The sequence below is a fragment of the Flavobacterium sp. genome (genome assembly GCF_044361015.1).
Taxonomy (GTDB): domain Bacteria; phylum Bacteroidota; class Bacteroidia; order Flavobacteriales; family Flavobacteriaceae; genus Flavobacterium.
Genome location: NZ_JBIKJL010000007.1, coordinates 1 through 16828 on the forward strand (window position 1 = coordinate 1; position 16828 = coordinate 16828).

Annotated in this window: 17 protein-coding genes, 1 tRNA gene and 1 pseudogene; 18 read left to right on the forward strand and 1 reads right to left on the reverse strand. The window is 33.9% G+C overall.

The window, feature by feature from the left end:
- The 3 genes and pseudogenes from ACIQ2Z_RS03600 to ACIQ2Z_RS03610 form a co-directional block, all read left to right on the forward strand.
- A pseudogene (locus tag ACIQ2Z_RS03600) lies at window positions 1-1010 on the forward strand (hypothetical protein); the annotation flags it as partial.
- A 2-nt stretch (window positions 1011-1012) separates the two neighbouring features.
- Window positions 1013-1753 carry a head GIN domain-containing protein gene (locus tag ACIQ2Z_RS03605; RefSeq protein ID WP_396182795.1) on the forward strand — a complete coding sequence of 247 codons (741 nt, stop codon included), beginning with the start codon at window positions 1013-1015 and terminating at the stop codon, window positions 1751-1753.
- A 103-nt stretch (window positions 1754-1856) separates the two neighbouring features.
- Window positions 1857-2693 (forward strand): GIN domain-containing protein, encoded by an 837-nt coding sequence (locus ACIQ2Z_RS03610; RefSeq protein ID WP_396182796.1) that lies wholly within the window; start codon window positions 1857-1859, stop codon window positions 2691-2693.
- Between the two features lie 87 nt (window positions 2694-2780).
- Here ACIQ2Z_RS03610 and ACIQ2Z_RS03615 read toward each other — a convergent pair.
- Window positions 2781-2855: transfer RNA gene (locus ACIQ2Z_RS03615), tRNA-Pro, on the reverse strand.
- Between the two features lie 200 nt (window positions 2856-3055).
- Between ACIQ2Z_RS03615 and trxB the strand changes: the two genes are divergently transcribed.
- The 15 genes from trxB (at window position 3056) to lepB (ending at window position 16822) form a co-directional block, all read left to right on the forward strand.
- Window positions 3056-4003, forward strand: coding sequence for a thioredoxin-disulfide reductase (gene trxB / locus ACIQ2Z_RS03620; protein WP_396182797.1), 948 nt, complete (start codon window positions 3056-3058; stop codon window positions 4001-4003).
- 237 nt (window positions 4004-4240) lie between these two features.
- Window positions 4241-4849 carry a uridine kinase gene (udk, locus tag ACIQ2Z_RS03625; protein ID WP_396182798.1) on the forward strand — a complete coding sequence of 203 codons (609 nt, stop codon included), beginning with the start codon at window positions 4241-4243 and terminating at the stop codon, window positions 4847-4849.
- 2 nt (window positions 4850-4851) lie between these two features.
- Window positions 4852-5199: a septum formation initiator family protein gene (locus tag ACIQ2Z_RS03630; RefSeq protein ID WP_396182799.1), complete on the forward strand. Its 348-nt coding sequence runs from the start codon at window positions 4852-4854 to the stop codon at window positions 5197-5199.
- Window positions 5200-5202: 3 nt separating this feature from the next.
- Entirely contained in the window at window positions 5203-6558 is a 1356-nt protein-coding gene (locus ACIQ2Z_RS03635) for a methylmalonyl-CoA mutase subunit beta (RefSeq protein WP_396182800.1), read from the forward strand.
- A gap of 40 nt (window positions 6559-6598) precedes the next feature.
- The gene (gene scpA / locus ACIQ2Z_RS03640; protein ID WP_396182801.1) at window positions 6599-8758 is read left to right on the forward strand and encodes a methylmalonyl-CoA mutase; all 2160 of its coding nucleotides are present in this window, start codon (window positions 6599-6601) and stop codon (window positions 8756-8758) included.
- A gap of 118 nt (window positions 8759-8876) precedes the next feature.
- A complete protein-coding gene (locus tag ACIQ2Z_RS03645) occupies window positions 8877-9098 on the forward strand; it encodes a DUF2683 family protein (RefSeq protein WP_396182802.1) in 222 nt (73 codons plus the stop codon).
- On the forward strand, window positions 9074-9355 hold the full coding sequence (locus tag ACIQ2Z_RS03650; protein ID WP_396182803.1) for a Txe/YoeB family addiction module toxin: 282 nt from the start codon (window positions 9074-9076) through the stop codon (window positions 9353-9355). Before ACIQ2Z_RS03645 ends, ACIQ2Z_RS03650 begins: the two co-directional genes overlap by 25 nt.
- Window positions 9356-9412: 57 nt before the next feature.
- Window positions 9413-9976, forward strand: coding sequence for a GNAT family N-acetyltransferase (locus ACIQ2Z_RS03655; protein WP_396182804.1), 564 nt, complete (start codon window positions 9413-9415; stop codon window positions 9974-9976).
- 44 nt (window positions 9977-10020) lie between these two features.
- A complete protein-coding gene (locus ACIQ2Z_RS03660) occupies window positions 10021-11151 on the forward strand; it encodes a methionine aminotransferase (RefSeq protein WP_396182805.1) in 1131 nt (376 codons plus the stop codon).
- Window positions 11152-11222: 71 nt separating this feature from the next.
- Window positions 11223-12104 carry an SDR family oxidoreductase gene (locus ACIQ2Z_RS03665; protein WP_396182806.1) on the forward strand — a complete coding sequence of 294 codons (882 nt, stop codon included), beginning with the start codon at window positions 11223-11225 and terminating at the stop codon, window positions 12102-12104.
- Window positions 12105-12243: 139 nt separating this feature from the next.
- On the forward strand, window positions 12244-13008 hold the full coding sequence (locus tag ACIQ2Z_RS03670) for a ParA family protein (RefSeq protein ID WP_290859006.1): 765 nt from the start codon (window positions 12244-12246) through the stop codon (window positions 13006-13008).
- Window positions 13009-13014: 6 nt separating this feature from the next.
- Entirely contained in the window at window positions 13015-13917 is a 903-nt protein-coding gene (locus tag ACIQ2Z_RS03675) for a ParB/RepB/Spo0J family partition protein (protein ID WP_396182807.1), read from the forward strand.
- Window positions 13917-14480 carry a DUF5683 domain-containing protein gene (locus ACIQ2Z_RS03680; RefSeq protein WP_396182808.1) on the forward strand — a complete coding sequence of 188 codons (564 nt, stop codon included), beginning with the start codon at window positions 13917-13919 and terminating at the stop codon, window positions 14478-14480. Before ACIQ2Z_RS03675 ends, ACIQ2Z_RS03680 begins: the two co-directional genes overlap by 1 nt.
- A complete protein-coding gene (dapB, locus tag ACIQ2Z_RS03685; RefSeq protein ID WP_396182809.1) occupies window positions 14480-15181 on the forward strand; it encodes a 4-hydroxy-tetrahydrodipicolinate reductase in 702 nt (233 codons plus the stop codon). Before ACIQ2Z_RS03680 ends, dapB begins: the two co-directional genes overlap by 1 nt.
- Before the next feature lie 90 nt (window positions 15182-15271).
- Window positions 15272-16822: a signal peptidase I gene (lepB, locus tag ACIQ2Z_RS03690; protein WP_396182810.1), complete on the forward strand. Its 1551-nt coding sequence runs from the start codon at window positions 15272-15274 to the stop codon at window positions 16820-16822.
- The last annotated feature ends 6 nt before the right edge of the window (window positions 16823-16828 follow it).

Consider the following 16828-nt stretch of genomic DNA (forward strand, 5'->3'; position numbering starts at 1 on the left):
TTTTTTCCATTTTTGTTTTGGGAGGAATTCTGATTGGAGGTTTCACCTTTGGTTCTACAACTTTTGTTGACATGCCTTGGCAAAGTTATTATGATGCTGTCATTGTGAGCGAATTCCCTATTTGGTTAGTAGTCCTTTTAAGCATTTTAGCAATAGGCATTCCGTTTTTCTTCCTTTTAATATTAGGATTGAAATTATTGATAACAAACATGAGATCTATTGGCAATGTTGCAAAATACACTTTGTTAGCTTTGTGGTTAATTGCCGTTGGGATTTTAATTTCTTTTGGGATAAAACAAGCAACTGAAGTAGCTTATAGTGGCAAAGTTGTTCAAAAAGAAGTGTTAGCATTCAATCCATCTGATACTTTAGACATCCAATTTAAATATAATGATTACTATGCTAAAGAATTCAGAAACAATGATTTTGAAGTCACACAAGATGAAAATGGTAACGAAATCATTTATTCCAACGATATCAGCATAGAATTTATGCACACTGATGAAGCTCAGCCTTATTTACAAATAGAGCGACGTTCTGAAGGAAACTCAATGAGTGAAGCTAAAAAAAGAGCGGAAAAAATCAATTACGGATTTAAATTTGAGGGAAATAAATTAATTCTGGACAATTATTTTGTTACTGATTTTAAAAGTAAATACCGAAACCAAGAAGTAGAATTGTTTTTATATTTACCAAAAGGTACAATAGTAAGACCAGACGCTAGTTTGCAAGATTATGATGAATCCAACAATACCTTTTTCAATTTACATTATAGTGACGAAAATTATATCTATAAGGTTGAACAACAAAAAATATTTTGTTTAAATTGTCCTATTGAGGAAAATGAATATAATGATATCTCGAATGATACAATTCCAAATACTTCTTCTACTTCTGTAACAATTGACAAAAACGGAATACAAATTAAGGAAGAAGATAAAGCGGAAGAAAAGCGAGATTTCAAAGGCTTAAAAATTAATGAAGACGGAATAATCATAAAAACTAATTAATCATGATTAAATTAATCGTATACATTACAAAAATTATTGTTGCAATTTTAGTAGCATTAGTAGTAGCCTCTTGCCAATTTTCTTTCGATTTAGGCGATAGCATCAAAGGAAGCGGAAATGTAATTTCAGAAAACCGACCTGTAAATGCTGACTTTACAAGTATTGAAGTGAGTAGAGGAATCGATGTCATCGTAGCTCAAAGCAACATAAAATCAATTGAAGTTAAAGCAGATGATAATATAATTGAACACATCTCAACTGATATTAATAATTCCGTTTTAACTATTACGTTAGACAAAAGTGTAAAAAATTTAAGTTCAAAAAAAGTTTATGTTTCATTACCTAACATCGAATCCCTCAGATCAACGAGCGGTAGTTCGATAAGCAGTAAAAACATATTAGTAGTAAAATCGATAGATGTGAAATCAAGTAGTGGCAGTGAAATCAATATTGATGTTGAAGCGGAAAAAATCATCTGCGAAAGCAGTAGTGGCAGTGAAATTAGTGTAGAAGGTAAAGCTATAAAATTAGAAGCATCTTCTTCAAGCGGAAGTGAAATTGAAGCTCAAAATTTATTAGTAAATGATATTATCGCTAATTCGTCCAGTGGAAGTTCAATAGAATTACATCCAATAATAAGTTTGAGTGCTAAAGCTTCAAGTGGCAGTGATATTGTTTATTTTAACAATCCAAAGTCATTAATAAAAAAATCTTCTTCAGCTGGCTCAATAAAATCAAATTGATCCATAACAACTTTAATTTGATAGGTAAATACATATCTTAACAAACATCCCACCTTAAAATCGGGATGTTTTTTTTACATTTGTTCCATAAACAATTTCGAAAATGAAAAATACCATTATCCTACTCACTGTTATTTTATTTTCCACTGTTGCATGGAGTCAGAAAAAAGAAAAAATAAAAGCCTCTAAAATTGTCACTGTTTCACAAAAGGAAATTGGCAATTTTGACAGTTTAGAAATTCTTGACAATATTGATGTTTTTTTAGTAAAAGGAAATTCATGTGCAATTGAAATTGAAGCCGACGACAATACACATGAAATTATTGATTTCAAATTAAGTGGCAGTACTTTAAGAATTGGGCTGACTCATGATATAACAGGAGCAAAAAAAACAAGTGTCCGAGTAACGTATACTGATAGTTTTAAAATGTTAGTTGCCAAAGGCGAAGCTGACGTAACAGCACTTGCAGAAGTAAAACTAGATGATATAACTTTTAAATGTTATGATGAATCGCGTTTGTTTTTAAATGCAAACTGTAAAAATTTCACTTTAATTGCTAACGACAAATCTAAAGTTGAAATTAATTTAAAATCTGAAGATACCGTTTTAGAATTAAGTAAAAACGCCTATGTTAAGGGACTAATAAGCACGCTTAAACTAAAATGTGATATGTATCAGAAATCAATCGCAATAATTGAAGGCGATGTAGATGATTTTAAATTAAGAATGGATAACTATTCCAATTTTACAGGTAAAAATCTAACTTCTAAAACGGCTTCTTTAATTGTTGAAGCTAATTCTAAAAACAGTATTCTAGTAACAACTAAACTTGTTTTAGAAGCCTCCGGCAAATCAGAAACTCATTTTTATGGCGAAGGAAAAGTTGAATTGAAAAAATTTGATGAAGAAGCTACTTTATTCAAAAAACTATTGAAATAAGGCCAATAATTTTTTGGTTAAACAAATTAAAAAAACCACTTAAATAACAAAAAAAATCCTTTTCAATTGGAAAGGATTTTTTTTTAGTCGGGGTGGCAGGATTCGAACCTGCGGCCTCCTGCTCCCAAAGCAGGCGCGATAACCGGGCTACGCTACACCCCGAAAAGCAAATTTCAAAATCGGGATAATTTAAAATCATATTCCTTATTTGAGGTTGCAAATATAAAACAAATAAAATGTTTTACAAATCAAAACTCAAAAGAAAATTTCAATTTTTTTATTTATTAAAACTAATCAACAATTAAGAATTATTTTTCTATTAAAACTTACCTTTGTACTTCTAAATTGAAAAAAATTAAGTCATGTCAAATACGATAGAAAAAGTAAAATGTTTAATTATAGGATCTGGCCCTGCAGGATATACTGCTGCTATTTATGCCGCCAGAGCAAGTATGCAACCCGTATTATATCAAGGAACTCAACCTGGTGGTCAATTAACAACCACTAATGAAGTTGAAAATTTTCCAGGTTATCCTAATGGAGTTACCGGTCCGGAAATGATGATTCAACTTCAGGCTCAAGCCAAAAGATTCAATACCGACATTAGAGATGGTTGGGCGACAAAAATTGATTTTACTGGACCTATTCATAAAGTTTGGATAAATGACACCATAGAATTACATTGTGAAACGGTCATTATTTCGACAGGTGCATCAGCAAAATATTTAGGTTTGCCTTCAGAACAACATTATTTGAAATTAGGGGGCGGTGTTTCCGCTTGTGCCGTTTGTGATGGTTTTTTCTACCGAAATCAAGAAGTTGTGATTGTAGGTGCCGGTGATTCAGCTTGTGAAGAGGCACATTACCTTTCTAAAATGTGTAAAAAAGTAACCATGTTAGTGCGAAGTGAAAAGTTCAGAGCTTCTAAAATCATGGAAGCCAGAGTTAGAAAAACTGAAAATATAGAAATTTTATTAAATACTGAAACCATAGAAGTTAAGGGAGACGGACAAGTGGTTAGTTCAGTCTTAGTAAAAGAAAGAACAAGTGGCGTTGAAACTGAAATTCCGGCTACCGGATTCTTTGTTGCCATTGGACATGAACCTAATACCGCAATCTTTAAAGATTTTATTGCATTAGATGAAACAGGATATATCAAAAATATTCCCGGCACATCTAAAACTAATGTCCCCGGAGTTTTTGTGGCCGGTGATGCCGCTGATCATGTTTACCGACAAGCAATAACTGCAGCCGGTACAGGTTGTATGGCAGCTTTGGATGCAGAAAGATATTTAGCATCAAAAGAATAATCATAACAAATGAATAAAATTATCCCGACTTGTTCGGGATTTTTTATTTGTAAATTTTCCTTAAAGAAATAATTTATATCCTTCCATTTCACATTTCTTTAAAATCAATTCTGTTTTTTAAATATTCTGTTTTTTTAAAACGTTTTCGTTAGTAACTCCTTAAAAAAAGATTTGCATTACTAATTCTAAGTAGTTAAATTTTCCTAAATTTGTAGGGAATAAAATAATAAATAAATTATGCTGATTATTGGAATTGCAGGAGGTACCGGGAGTGGAAAAACAACTGTTGTTCATCAAATCATGAATGAACTTCCTGACACCGAGGTTGGAGTAATTTCTCAAGACTCCTATTATAAAGAAACACATAATTTAAGCTACGAAGAACGAACAAAAATTAATTTTGATCATCCCAGAGCCATCGATTTCGAATTATTGGTTAACCATTTAAAAGAACTTAAAGCGGGTAATATAATTGAACAACCAGTTTATTCTTTTGTCACGCATAATCGAACAGATGACACTATTATTACTCATCCCAGAAAAGTAATTATTGTTGAAGGTATTTTAATTCTGTCTTATCCGGAACTTCGTGATATGTTCGACATTAAAATATATGTTCATGCTGATTCTGATGAACGATTAATTCGAAGATTAAAACGTGATATTGCAGAACGAGGACGTGACATGAATGAGGTTATAAATCGCTATCAAACCACGTTAAAACCAATGCACGAACAGTTCATTGAACCAACCAAAGCCTTTGCAGATATTATAATTCCGAACGACAAATACAATACAGTTGCCATCGATGTGGTTCGAGCCGTAATTAACCAACGAATATTATAAATATGAACTTTATCCAACGCTATAAGGAAAAACACCAATGGTTCAAATATGTCGGAAACCGATATGTTTTAGTGCTGGTTTTTTTCGCTTTTTGGATGCTTTTCCTTGATAACTATTCTTATATTGAACATCGCGTTTTAAATAAAGAATTGGATGAACTTGAAACCAATAAAAAATACTACCAAGACGAAATTAAAAAAGACTGTCTTGATATAAAACGATTAAACAATCCTGATCAAATTGAAAAATATGCTCGCGAAAAGTATTACATGAAACGCGACAGCGAAGATATTTATATCATCGAATTTGAAGAGGATTTGTTAGAAGAAGAAAAAAATAAATCTCTATAAACGATGTCTAAGCATCTATTCAACGAATTTGAACCTGTTTCATCCAAACAATGGAAACAGCAAATTCAGTATGAACTCAAAGGGGCTGATTATAACGAAACTTTAGCTTGGGAAAGTCCGGAAGGTATTAAAGTAAAACCTTTTTACCACGCCGATGAAAATCAGTTAAAATTCGAATCACCAATTTCAAACGGATTTAAAATTATTCAAAACATTTATGTTTATGATATTTCAAAGTCTAATGAAAGAGCAGTAGAAACGATTAATAGAGGAGCAGAATCAATTCGGTTTACGCTTGAATCTGACACTGCTTCTTTAGAAAAACTGATGGAAAATCTTCCGAAGGAAAACATCATCTATTATTTTAATGTGTTATTTCTGTCGGCTGATTTTATCAACAAAGCCGCCTCTTTTGCCTCTCAAAACAACTACAAAATCATTGTTTTACAAGATGCTATAGGACAATTATCAAAGGACGGAAATTGGTTTGAATCTTTAGAAAAAGATTTTAACCAACTGCAATCTGCAGCAGCGTTAAATTTTCCGTTCCTGAGTTGTAAAATTGATTTATATCAAAATGCAGGAGCAAATATCATTCAACAATTGGGTTATGCCATGGCTCATGTGAATGAATATTTCAATCGAATTGAGGGAATTTCAACACCAATAACTTTTGAAGTTTCTGTTGGAACCAATTATTTTTTCGAAATAGCAAAATTACGTGCCTTGCGATTACTTTTTGATTCGTTAGCAAAAGAATATCAGTATACCTTTGATTGTCATATCATTGTCACTCCTACCAAACGCAACAAAACTTTATTCGATTATAATGTGAATATGCTTCGTACTACTACAGAATGTATGAGTGCTATTTTGGGAGGTGCCGATGGGATTTCTAATTTGGCTTATGATGCTCTTTATCACAAAGACAATGAATTCGGGGATAGAATTTCCAGAAACCAATTATTGGTTCTAAAGCATGAAAGTTATTTTAATCAAGTGCACAACCCCGCAGACGGAGCTTATTATATTGAATCTTTAACCGAGCAATTAGCTGAAAAAGCTTTGGATTTATTTAAAGATATTGAAGCAAACGGCGGTTTAATTACACAATTAATAGTAGGAACAATTCAACGGAAAATCAACGAAAGTGCTCAAAAAGAACAAGACTTATTTGATTCCGGAAAAGAAGTTTTGTTGGGAACCAATAAATATCCGAACAAAAATGATAAAATGGCAAAAGAATTAGAACTTTTTCCTTTTGTAAAAACGAACGCCCGAAAAACGTTGATAACGCCGATTATTGAAAAACGTTTAGCCGAAAAAACAGAACAAGAAAGATTATCCTTAGAAGCATAATTAGATAAATTAACATAACGGTTTCAATAGAATTTATAAAATGAAACGAAAAAATATACAACAGTTAACCTTGAAAAGTGCAGTAAAAAAAGCTTATACTAGTTCTGTTGCTCCTTTCAGCACAGCTGAACACATTGAATTAAAACCATCTTATCATAAATCTGACGTTGAAAAATTAGAACATTTAGGTTTTGCTGCCGGATTTGCTCCTAACCTAAGAGGTCCTTATGCAACGATGTATGTTCGCAGACCGTGGACCATTCGTCAATATGCCGGATTTTCTACCGCCGAAGAAAGTAATGCTTTTTACAGAAGAAATTTAGCAGCCGGTCAAAAAGGACTTTCAGTAGCGTTTGATTTAGCCACACACCGAGGATATGATTCCGATCATGAACGTGTGGTTGGTGATGTTGGAAAAGCCGGTGTCGCCATTGATTCAGTGGAAGATATGAAGATTTTGTTTGACCAAATTCCGTTAAACGAAATGTCGGTTTCCATGACAATGAACGGAGCGGTTTTACCAATTATGGCTTTTTATATTGTTGCTGCCGAAGAACAAGGTGTGGCTCCAAATTTACTTTCGGGAACGATTCAGAATGATATTTTGAAAGAGTTTATGGTGCGAAATACGTACATCTACCCACCTACTCCTTCGATGAAAATTATTGCCGATATTTTTGAATATACGAGCAAAAACATGCCAAAATTCAATTCGATTTCGATTTCCGGTTATCACATGCAGGAAGCCGGAGCCACCGCAGATATTGAATTAGCATACACATTAGCAGATGGTTTGGAATACATCAGAACTGGATTGGCAGCCGGCATGGATATTGACACTTTCGCTCCTCGCCTTTCGTTTTTCTGGGCAATTGGCATGAATCATTTTATGGAAATTGCCAAAATGCGTGCAGGTCGAATGTTATGGGCAAAATTACTCAAACAATTCAATCCGATAGATGAAAAATCATTGGCTTTGCGAACCCATTGTCAAACATCAGGTTGGAGCTTAACGGAGCAAGATCCATTTAATAATGTGGCCAGAACTTGTATTGAAGCAGCCGCAGCCGCCTTTGGAGGAACACAATCTTTACACACCAATGCATTGGATGAAGCCATTGCTTTACCAACAGATTTTTCAGCTCGAATTGCTCGAAATACACAAATCTTTTTGCAAGAAGAAACTAAAATTTGTAAAACGGTTGATCCTTGGGCAGGAAGTTATTATGTAGAAAGTTTAACTAACGAAATTGCTGAAAAAGCGTGGTCTTTAATTGAAGAAGTAGAAGAATTAGGTGGTATGACAAAAGCCATTGAAGCCGGAATTCCGAAATTGCGAATTGAAGAAGCCTCTGCCAGAAAACAAGCCAGAATTGACAGTGGTCAGGATATTATTGTGGGTGTTAATAAATATCGTTTAGAAAAAGAAGACCCATTGATGATTTTAGATGTTGATAACCAAATGGTTCGCAAGCAGCAATTGGAACGATTGGCTCAAATAAAAGCGTCTCGTGATACGGAAAAAGTAAAAGCCAGTTTGGCAAAATTGACGAAAGCTGCAAAAGCTGGAATGGAAAATTCAAAAGATTCTGATAGCCATCAGAATAAAAATTTATTATCTTTAGCCGTTGAAGCAGCTAGAAACAGAGCTACTTTAGGCGAAATCAGCGATGCTTTAGAAGAAGTTTTCAGCAGATATAAAGCACAAATCAGAACATTTAGTGGCGTGTATAGTAAAGAAATTAAAAATGATGTAAGTTTCGAAAAAGCGAAACAATTAGCCGATGCCTTTGCTAAGAAAGAAGGTCGTCGTCCCCGCATTATGATTGCGAAAATGGGGCAAGACGGTCATGATCGCGGAGCAAAAGTTGTTGCAACGGGTTACGCCGATGTTGGATTTGATGTGGATATTGGTCCGTTATTCCAAACACCTGCCGAAGCGGCCAAACAAGCCGTTGAAAACGACGTGCACATTTTAGGTGTTTCCTCTCTGGCTGCCGGACACAAAACATTGGTTCCACAAGTAATTGAAGAACTTAAAAAATACGGTCGTGAAGACATTATGGTCATAGTAGGTGGTGTGATACCTCATCAAGATTACCAATTTTTGTTTGATGCCGGAGCGGTTGCCGTTTTTGGCCCCGGAACTAAGATTAGTGAAGCGGCGATTAGTATTTTGAAGGTTTTATTGGAAGATTAATAGTTGAAATTACATAATTCAAAAACACTGACTTAGAGGTTGGTGTTTTTTTGTTTAAAAATTTCGCATTCCAAACCAATCAAAAAATTCCCTAACTTTGTAACACAACTCAAAAGCGATGACAACAATCACCATCAAAATAAACGAGCGTACAAAAGCGGGCAAAACGTTAAAGAATTTGATTGAGTTATTTTCGAAAGAAAATAAGGATATTGAAATCATTTCTGATAATGCAAGTCCGTATGATTCAGAATTTGTAAAAAAAATCAAAAAAGCTGAAACGCAAAAAGGTGTAGAAATAGATCCTAAAAATGTATGGGAAAGTTTAGGATTGAAATAAAACCGGAAGCTCAAAAGGATTTAGAAAAACACTTCAAGTCCGGTGATAAGGCTAGTATTAAAAAAATTGAAAGAATCTTAGTGGAACTTTCCGAAAATCCGTTTGAAGGAATTGGTCAACCGGAACCTTTAAAACATGAGCTCAGCGGTTATTGGTCTAGAAGAATAAATCAAAAAGACAGAATTATATATCGAGTTGATGAAGAAATTGTTACTGTAATAATTCTTTCTGCATTGGGTCATTATGGAAAAAAGTAGCGGCTTAAAAACTTAATAATTTTAAGTTTATTTCACTATTTTTATCAAAAAAACAAAATGCTCACCCTTTCCTTCACCCCATTCCCAGTTCTCGAATCCAATCGTTTGCTGTTACGAGCAGTTAAACCTGAAGATGTGAACGAAGTTTTTGAATTGAGAAGCGATCCGGAAACGATGAAATTCATTCCACGTCCGCTGCTCACTTCAACGGAAGAAGCTATGACACATATTGAAATGATTACCAAAAAAATTGCGGAAAATGAAGGAATCAATTGGGCAATCACTTTAAAAGGAAATCCAAAATTACTCGGTGTTATTGGTCATTATCGCATTCAACCTGAAAATTATCGCTCAGAAATTGGATATATGTTGTTGCCCGAATACCAAGGTCAAGGAATTGTAAGTGAAGCTATTAATATGGCTTTAGAGTATGGTTTCAATGTGCTAAATTTTCATTCAGTAGAAGCGGTAGTGGACCCGGAAAATCATGTTTCTGCAAAAGTCTTAGAGAAAAATGGATTTGTAAAAGAAGCCCATTTTTTAGAAAACGAATATTGGGACGGCAAGTTTTGGGATTCAGCGGTCTATTCGCTTTTAAAACGAGATTTTGTTAAGAAATAAGCTTTTTAACTCAATTAGTTTTAAAACATTTCTATTTTTACAGTATGTCTAAACTTCCACATTTGCAAACTACCATTTTCACTGTCATGTCTAAAATGGCGGCTGATTATCAAGCCATCAATCTCTCGCAAGGTTTTCCGAATTTCCCGATTGATGTGCGAATGACGGAAATTGTAGCTCGATTGGCCAAAACCGACATTCATCAATATGCACCGATGACTGGTTATCCGCCGTTGTTGGAAAAAATTGCTCAACTGACTTTGGATCATTATCAACGAAAAGTGAATCCGTCAACCGAAATTTTAGTCACCGCCGGAGCAACCGAAGCGATTTTTGCCTCTATTCAAGCTTTTGTGCAGCAGCAAGACGAAGTCATCATTCTGGATCCGAGTTATGATTGTTATGAAATGCCAATCATTTTGAGTAATGCAAAACCCATTCGGATTGCGTTAAAAGAAGATTATTCACCCGATTTTGAATCAATTAAGAATCATTTATCGACGAAAACTAGAATGCTGATTTTAAATAATCCACACAATCCATCGGGAAAAATTTGGACAGAAAATGATTTCATTCAGCTCGAAAAAATTATTGAAAATTATCCTGATTTATTGATTTTATCGGATGAAGTGTATGAATTTATTACGTTTGAAAACAAACACATTTCCATCAACACCAGAGAAAAACTAAAAGACCGAAGTTTGATTGTTTCCTCCTTCGGAAAAACACTTCACTTAACCGGATGGAAAATTGGCTATTTGATTGCTCCTGAAAATCTTTTGAAAGAAGTCAAAAAAGTGCATCAATATTTGGTTTTTAGCGTCAACAGTTTGGCACAAGCTTCCATCAACGAATACCTTGCGATTTTTGATGTTTCAGAAGTAGCGTCATTGTACCGACAAAAAAGAGATTTCTTTCAAAACATTTTAAAAGAAACCACTTTTGAATTATTACCCTGTGAAGGAACTTATTTTCAAGTTGCTTCTTACAAAGGCATTTCAACTGAATCTGATTTGGATTTCACTAAACGATTAGTAACTGAATTTGGTGTTTCAACCATTCCACTATCCATTTTTTATGGTGATAATACCGATTTAAAACGCATTCGCTTTTGTTTTGCCAAAGATGATGAAACACTCACAAAAGCAGCAGAACGATTGCATAAATTAAAATAAAAACGTTACATAAACTATAAATTACTTTCAGAATTATAGCTATTTTATATCTTTACAAAAACCAACTATTTATGAATTTTTCAGCAAAAATGTTACGTGATAATGCCCTTGAAGGCAAAGTAATTGTCGTAACCGGTGGCGGTAGCGGACTCGGAAAAGCGATGACCAAATATTTTTTGGAATTGGGAGCAAAAGTAGCGATCACCTCTAGAGATTTAGAAAAACTAAAAACCACAGCCGCCGAACTAGAAAAAGAAACCGGAAGTGTTTGTTTGCCTTTACAATGCGACGTTCGTCATTATGACCAGGTCGAAGCAATGCTGGCAGACGTTTTAAAAAATTTCGGTAAAGTTGATGTACTGCTAAACAACGCCGCAGGTAACTTCATCTCACCTACCGAAAGACTATCTGCCAATGCATTTGATACGATTATAGACATTGTACTAAAAGGTTCCAAAAATTGCACATTAGCTTTTGGTAAGCATTGGATTGACCGCAAACAAGAAAGTTCTGTTATCTTAAATATTGTTACAACGTATGCTTGGACCGGTTCTGCTTATGTAGTGCCAAGTGCCACAGCAAAAGCAGGTGTTTTAGCAATGACTAGAAGTCTAGCGGTTGAATGGGCAAAATACGGCATTCGAAGTAACGCAATTGCACCCGGACCTTTTCCAACCAAAGGGGCATGGGATAGATTATTGCCGGGTGATCTAGCCGAGAAATTTGATATGGCCAAAAAAGTGCCTTTGAAAAGAGTGGGGGATCACCAGGAATTAGCCAATTTAGCTGCTTATTTAGTATCTGATTTTTCTGCTTATGTAAATGGTGAAGTTATTACCATTGACGGTGGTGAATGGTTAAAAGGTGCAGGTCAATTTAATCTATTGGAAGCTATTCCTGAAGAAATGTGGGATATGTTAGAGGCTATGATTAAAGCCAAGAAAAAAGATTAATTCAACAAAAATTTATTTCTCTTTTTTCGATTTAGAAGCTAATCATTTGAAGGACAAAACAATTAACATTTGTTAACAACTTGAACTTGAAAAACCCGTAAATAATCGTAATTTTACGGCTCAAAATTTTATAAAATCAATGGGTAAAATAATTGCAATTGCTAACCAAAAAGGAGGTGTTGGAAAAACTACAACTACCGTAAACTTAGCGGCTTCTTTAGGTGTTTTAGAAAAAAAAGTATTACTGATTGATGCTGACCCTCAAGCAAACGCAAGTTCAGGATTGGGGATTGATGTTGATTCTGTTGCCATTGGTTCCTATCAAGTTTTGGAACACAGTAATACTGCTGCTGAAGCAATAATGAAATGTTCAGCACCGAATGTAGATATTATTCCGGCACACATTGATTTAGTTGCCATCGAAATAGAATTGGTTGACAAAGAAAATCGTGAGTATATGCTGAAAGAAGCATTAGCGTCTATAAAAGACCAATATGATTACATTTTAATTGACTGTGCTCCATCGTTAGGATTATTAACCCTGAACGCATTAACTGCTGCTGATAGTGTAATTATTCCTATTCAATGTGAATATTTTGCATTAGAAGGTTTAGGTAAATTATTAAATACAATCAAAAGCATTCAACGATTACACAATCCCGATTTAGATATTGAAGGATTATTATTAACTATGTTTGATTCCCGCTTGCGTTTATCAAATCAAGTGGTAGAAGAAGTACAAAAACATTTCAATGACATGGTATTTAAAACCATTATACAACGAAATGTAAAATTGAGTGAAGCTCCAAGTTTTGGGGAAAGCATCATTAATTTTGATGCAACCAGCAAGGGAGCAAACAATTATTTAAGTTTGGCAGAAGAGATTATCAAAAAAAATAGCTAGTATTTTATGACACAAGCCATCAAAAAGCAAGCATTAGGAAGAGGATTATCCGCTTTATTAAAAGATCCTGAAAACGATATTAAATCAGTTAATGATAAAAATGCCGACAAAGTTGTTGGTAATATCATCGAACTTGAATTAGAGGCAATTGAAATTAATCCGTTTCAACCACGAAGTAATTTTAATGAAGAAACACTTCAGGAACTGGCTTCCTCCATTAAAGAATTAGGCGTAATTCAACCTATTACTGTAAGAAAACTAGAATTTAATAAGTATCAATTAATTTCAGGAGAACGAAGACTTCGGGCTGCAAAAATAGCTGGTTTAAAGGTCATCCCCTCCTATATTCGAATTGCCGATGATAATGAATCATTGGTGATGGCTTTAGTTGAAAATATTCAACGTCATGATTTAGACCCTATTGAAATTGCTTTATCTTACCAGCGGTTGATTGATGAAATTCAATTAACACAAGAGCAAATGAGCGATAAAGTTGGAAAAAAACGTTCGACAATTGCAAATTATTTGCGATTATTGAAATTAGACCCAATTATCCAAACCGGAATTAGAGATGGTTTTATTTCCATGGGACATGGTCGAGCTTTGATTACAATTGAAAATGAGGATATACAATCAGATATCTATCATAAAATTATCAGTCAAAATCTTACTGTGCGTGAAACTGAAAATGTCGTAAAAAGTTATCAAGAAAGTTTAAAACCAAAATCAGGAAAGACATTAAAAGCTATTCCACTTTTTTCTGTTTCAGAATTGGATAAAAAGGAAATCGGTACCACGTTAGGCACAAAGGTTGATATAAAAATTGATGCGAAAGGAAAAGGAAAAATCACCATTCCATTCAAATCTGAAGCTGATTTTCAACGCATTATAGCTTTAATAAAAGGATAGTGCATAGCTTAAGAATCATATTTTTTGCTTTTTCCCTTTTGGGGATAACTTTTGCTAATGCTCAAGTTCAAATTGAAGAATTTGGTCAAACTCAAGACACGGTAAAATACAAACCAATTGACCCTTTGGCACCTTCAAAAGCTGCCTTTTATTCTGCTATACTACCGGGTTTAGGACAAGCATACAATAAAAAATACTGGAAAATCCCCATTGTTTATGGTGGATTAGCTGTTGGTTATTATTTTTATAATGATAATAATAACTTTTATAATGAATTCAGAGATATTTATAAAAGACGTTTAGAAGGTTACACAGACGATAAATATTACGGCATTTACTCTGATAATGTATTGATTAATGCTCAGCGTACCTATCAAAGAAATCGTGATATTTCACTTATGGTTATGATTGGTATTTATGTATTAAACATTATAGATGCAAATGTTGATGCTCATTTAATCCAATTTAATGTCAACGAGAATCTATCCTTAAGACCTGAAATTAATATAAATGACATCACTAGTAAACAAAATTTAGGGTTAGTATTAAACTATAAATTCTAATGAAAATAGCACTGTTAGGTTATGGAAAAATGGGAAAAGTTATTGAACGAATAGCTTTAGAACGCGGACATGAAATTGTATTGCGAAAATCGAGTTCCGATTCGTTTGAAGGATTAGAATTGGCAGATGTCGCAATTGATTTCAGTATTCCAAATGCAGCCGTTTCAAATATTTCCTATTGCATCGAACAAGGAATTCCTGTAGTTTCAGGCACTACGGGTTGGTTAGAAAATTATCATACGATGGTTCAGCTTTGTCATTCGAAAAAAGCAGCATTTATTTATGGTTCTAATTTTAGTTTAGGAGTTAACTTGTTTTTCGAATTAAATGATTATTTGGCTAAAATGATGGCTAAATTCAATCAATATAATGTTTCGATGGAAGAAATTCACCATACTCAAAAACTTGACAAACCAAGTGGAACTGCCATTTCGTTAGCTAATTCAATTATAAATCATACCGATAAAAATAGTTGGAGTATTGAAAACCCATTAAAAGATGATTTATTTATTGATGTTAAAAGAGTGGATAATGTTCCGGGAACTCACACTATTTTTTATACCTCAGCAGTAGATACTATCGAGATTAAACATACTGCTCACAATCGGGATGGTTTTGCCTTTGGTGCAATTATTGCCGCGGAATGGATTGTTGGTAAAACCGGTGTTTTTACAATGAAAGATGTTTTAGGATTAAAATAATAATTAAAAGTTAAATTGGTAACAATTTAACCTCAGATACAACTAATAGAATTCAGGCAGTTTATTAAAACAAACTTAAATTTTTATAAAATGACATTATATCAGTGGTTTTTATTTTTCTTAGTGATTCAACTAGTGCATTATATCTGCACTTGGAAATTATATCAAAGAGCAGGTCGTCAATCTTGGGAAGCTGCCATTCCGGTTTATAATGCCGTTATATTGATGAAAATAATTAATCGCCCGTGGTGGTGGACTTTTTTATTATTTATCCCTATTGTCAATTTGATCATGTTTCCCGTGATTTGGGTAGAAACCTTAAGAAGTTTTGGTAAACATTCTTCATTAGATACCTTTTTAGCGGTAATAACATTTGGCTTGTATATTGGTTATGTCAATTATACCCAAGAAGTTACCCACATAAAAGAACGTTCATTACACCCTAAGAATCCAACAGCAGATTTTGTAAGCTCTATTCTATTTGCCATAGTTGTAGCAACGACAGTGCATACGTATGTCATGCAACCCTTTACTATCCCTACTGCATCTTTAGAAAAATCGTTATTGATTGGAGACTTTCTTTTTGTAAGTAAATTTCATTATGGGGCACGAACTCCAACAACGGCAGTTGCTCTACCAATGGTTCACGATAGCATACCATTTGTAAAAACAAAATCCTATTTTAGCTGGCCACAACTACCCTATTTTAGATTTCCGGGTATACAAAGTGTTGAACGAAATGACATCGTGGTTTTTAACTGGCCAAAAGATACCGTTTATAAATTTTTCGACAGATCAGGAAAAAGAGCAGACAAACCACTTGATAAAAAATCAAATTACGTTAAACGCTGTACTGCCATTGCAGGAGATAGTCTTCAAATTATAAAAGGAGATGTTTTTGTTAATGGAAAATTACTCCCGCTTCACGACCGTCAAAGAGTACAATTTTCTTATAATGTTGAAACGGATGGCTCACAATTTAACGAAGAATATATATTTAAAGAATTACAAATCACCGATGGTATTTATGTTAATTCACAAAATTCATATACTTTTTCAGCATTAACAGACGAAAATGTAAACCGTTTGAGAAATAATCCAATGGTTAAATCAGTGACCAAAAACATTGATACTATTGGTAATACAAAAGTTTTTCCCCATACAAAAAGTTGGAATGCAGATAATTTTGGGCCAATTTACATTCCTCAAGCCGGAAAGACGGTGGTTTTAAACAAAGAAACGTTACCATTTTACAAAGAAATAATCACCGATTATGAAAAAAATGAGTTGCAAGTAAACGGAGATGAAATTAAAATCAATGGAAAAGTAGTAAGTTCTTATACCTTTCAAATGGATTACTACTGGATGATGGGAGATAACCGTCATAATTCTGAAGACAGCCGTTATTGGGGCTATGTTCCGGCTGATCATATTGTTGGAAAACCGGTGTTTATTTGGATGAGTTTAGACCAAAATGAACCCTGGGGGAAATTATTTGACAAAGTTCGTTGGGAAAGAATGTTTACTACCGTTGGTGGTAGCGGAAAACCTGTATCCTATTTTATCTATTTTGTAATTGCCTTGGTAGCTTGGTTTGGTTTTGATTATTTCAGAAAAAAAAGGAAAAAATCTGCTGAATAAATTTCT

What these genes read in the sequence shown, in the direction of transcription:
- ACIQ2Z_RS03610 (WP_396182796.1), top strand. Translation starts at nt 1,857, where the DNA reads ATGAAAAATACCATTATCCTACTCACTGTTATTTTATTTTCCACTGTT.
- ACIQ2Z_RS03660 (WP_396182805.1), top strand. Translation starts at nt 10,021, where the DNA reads ATGTCTAAACTTCCACATTTGCAAACTACCATTTTCACTGTCATGTCT.
- trxB (WP_396182797.1), top strand. Translation starts at nt 3,056, where the DNA reads ATGTCAAATACGATAGAAAAAGTAAAATGTTTAATTATAGGATCTGGC.
- scpA (WP_396182801.1), top strand. Translation starts at nt 6,599, where the DNA reads ATGAAACGAAAAAATATACAACAGTTAACCTTGAAAAGTGCAGTAAAA.
- ACIQ2Z_RS03635 (WP_396182800.1), top strand. Translation starts at nt 5,203, where the DNA reads ATGTCTAAGCATCTATTCAACGAATTTGAACCTGTTTCATCCAAACAA.
- ACIQ2Z_RS03650 (WP_396182803.1), top strand. Translation starts at nt 9,074, where the DNA reads ATGGGAAAGTTTAGGATTGAAATAAAACCGGAAGCTCAAAAGGATTTA.
- udk (WP_396182798.1), top strand. Translation starts at nt 4,241, where the DNA reads ATGCTGATTATTGGAATTGCAGGAGGTACCGGGAGTGGAAAAACAACT.
- ACIQ2Z_RS03665 (WP_396182806.1), top strand. Translation starts at nt 11,223, where the DNA reads ATGAATTTTTCAGCAAAAATGTTACGTGATAATGCCCTTGAAGGCAAA.
- ACIQ2Z_RS03655 (WP_396182804.1), top strand. Translation starts at nt 9,413, where the DNA reads ATGCTCACCCTTTCCTTCACCCCATTCCCAGTTCTCGAATCCAATCGT.
- dapB (WP_396182809.1), top strand. Translation starts at nt 14,480, where the DNA reads ATGAAAATAGCACTGTTAGGTTATGGAAAAATGGGAAAAGTTATTGAA.
- ACIQ2Z_RS03670 (WP_290859006.1), top strand. Translation starts at nt 12,244, where the DNA reads ATGGGTAAAATAATTGCAATTGCTAACCAAAAAGGAGGTGTTGGAAAA.
- ACIQ2Z_RS03645 (WP_396182802.1), top strand. Translation starts at nt 8,877, where the DNA reads ATGACAACAATCACCATCAAAATAAACGAGCGTACAAAAGCGGGCAAA.
- lepB (WP_396182810.1), top strand. Translation starts at nt 15,272, where the DNA reads ATGACATTATATCAGTGGTTTTTATTTTTCTTAGTGATTCAACTAGTG.
- ACIQ2Z_RS03605 (WP_396182795.1), top strand. Translation starts at nt 1,013, where the DNA reads ATGATTAAATTAATCGTATACATTACAAAAATTATTGTTGCAATTTTA.
- ACIQ2Z_RS03675 (WP_396182807.1), top strand. Translation starts at nt 13,015, where the DNA reads ATGACACAAGCCATCAAAAAGCAAGCATTAGGAAGAGGATTATCCGCT.
- ACIQ2Z_RS03630 (WP_396182799.1), top strand. Translation starts at nt 4,852, where the DNA reads ATGAACTTTATCCAACGCTATAAGGAAAAACACCAATGGTTCAAATAT.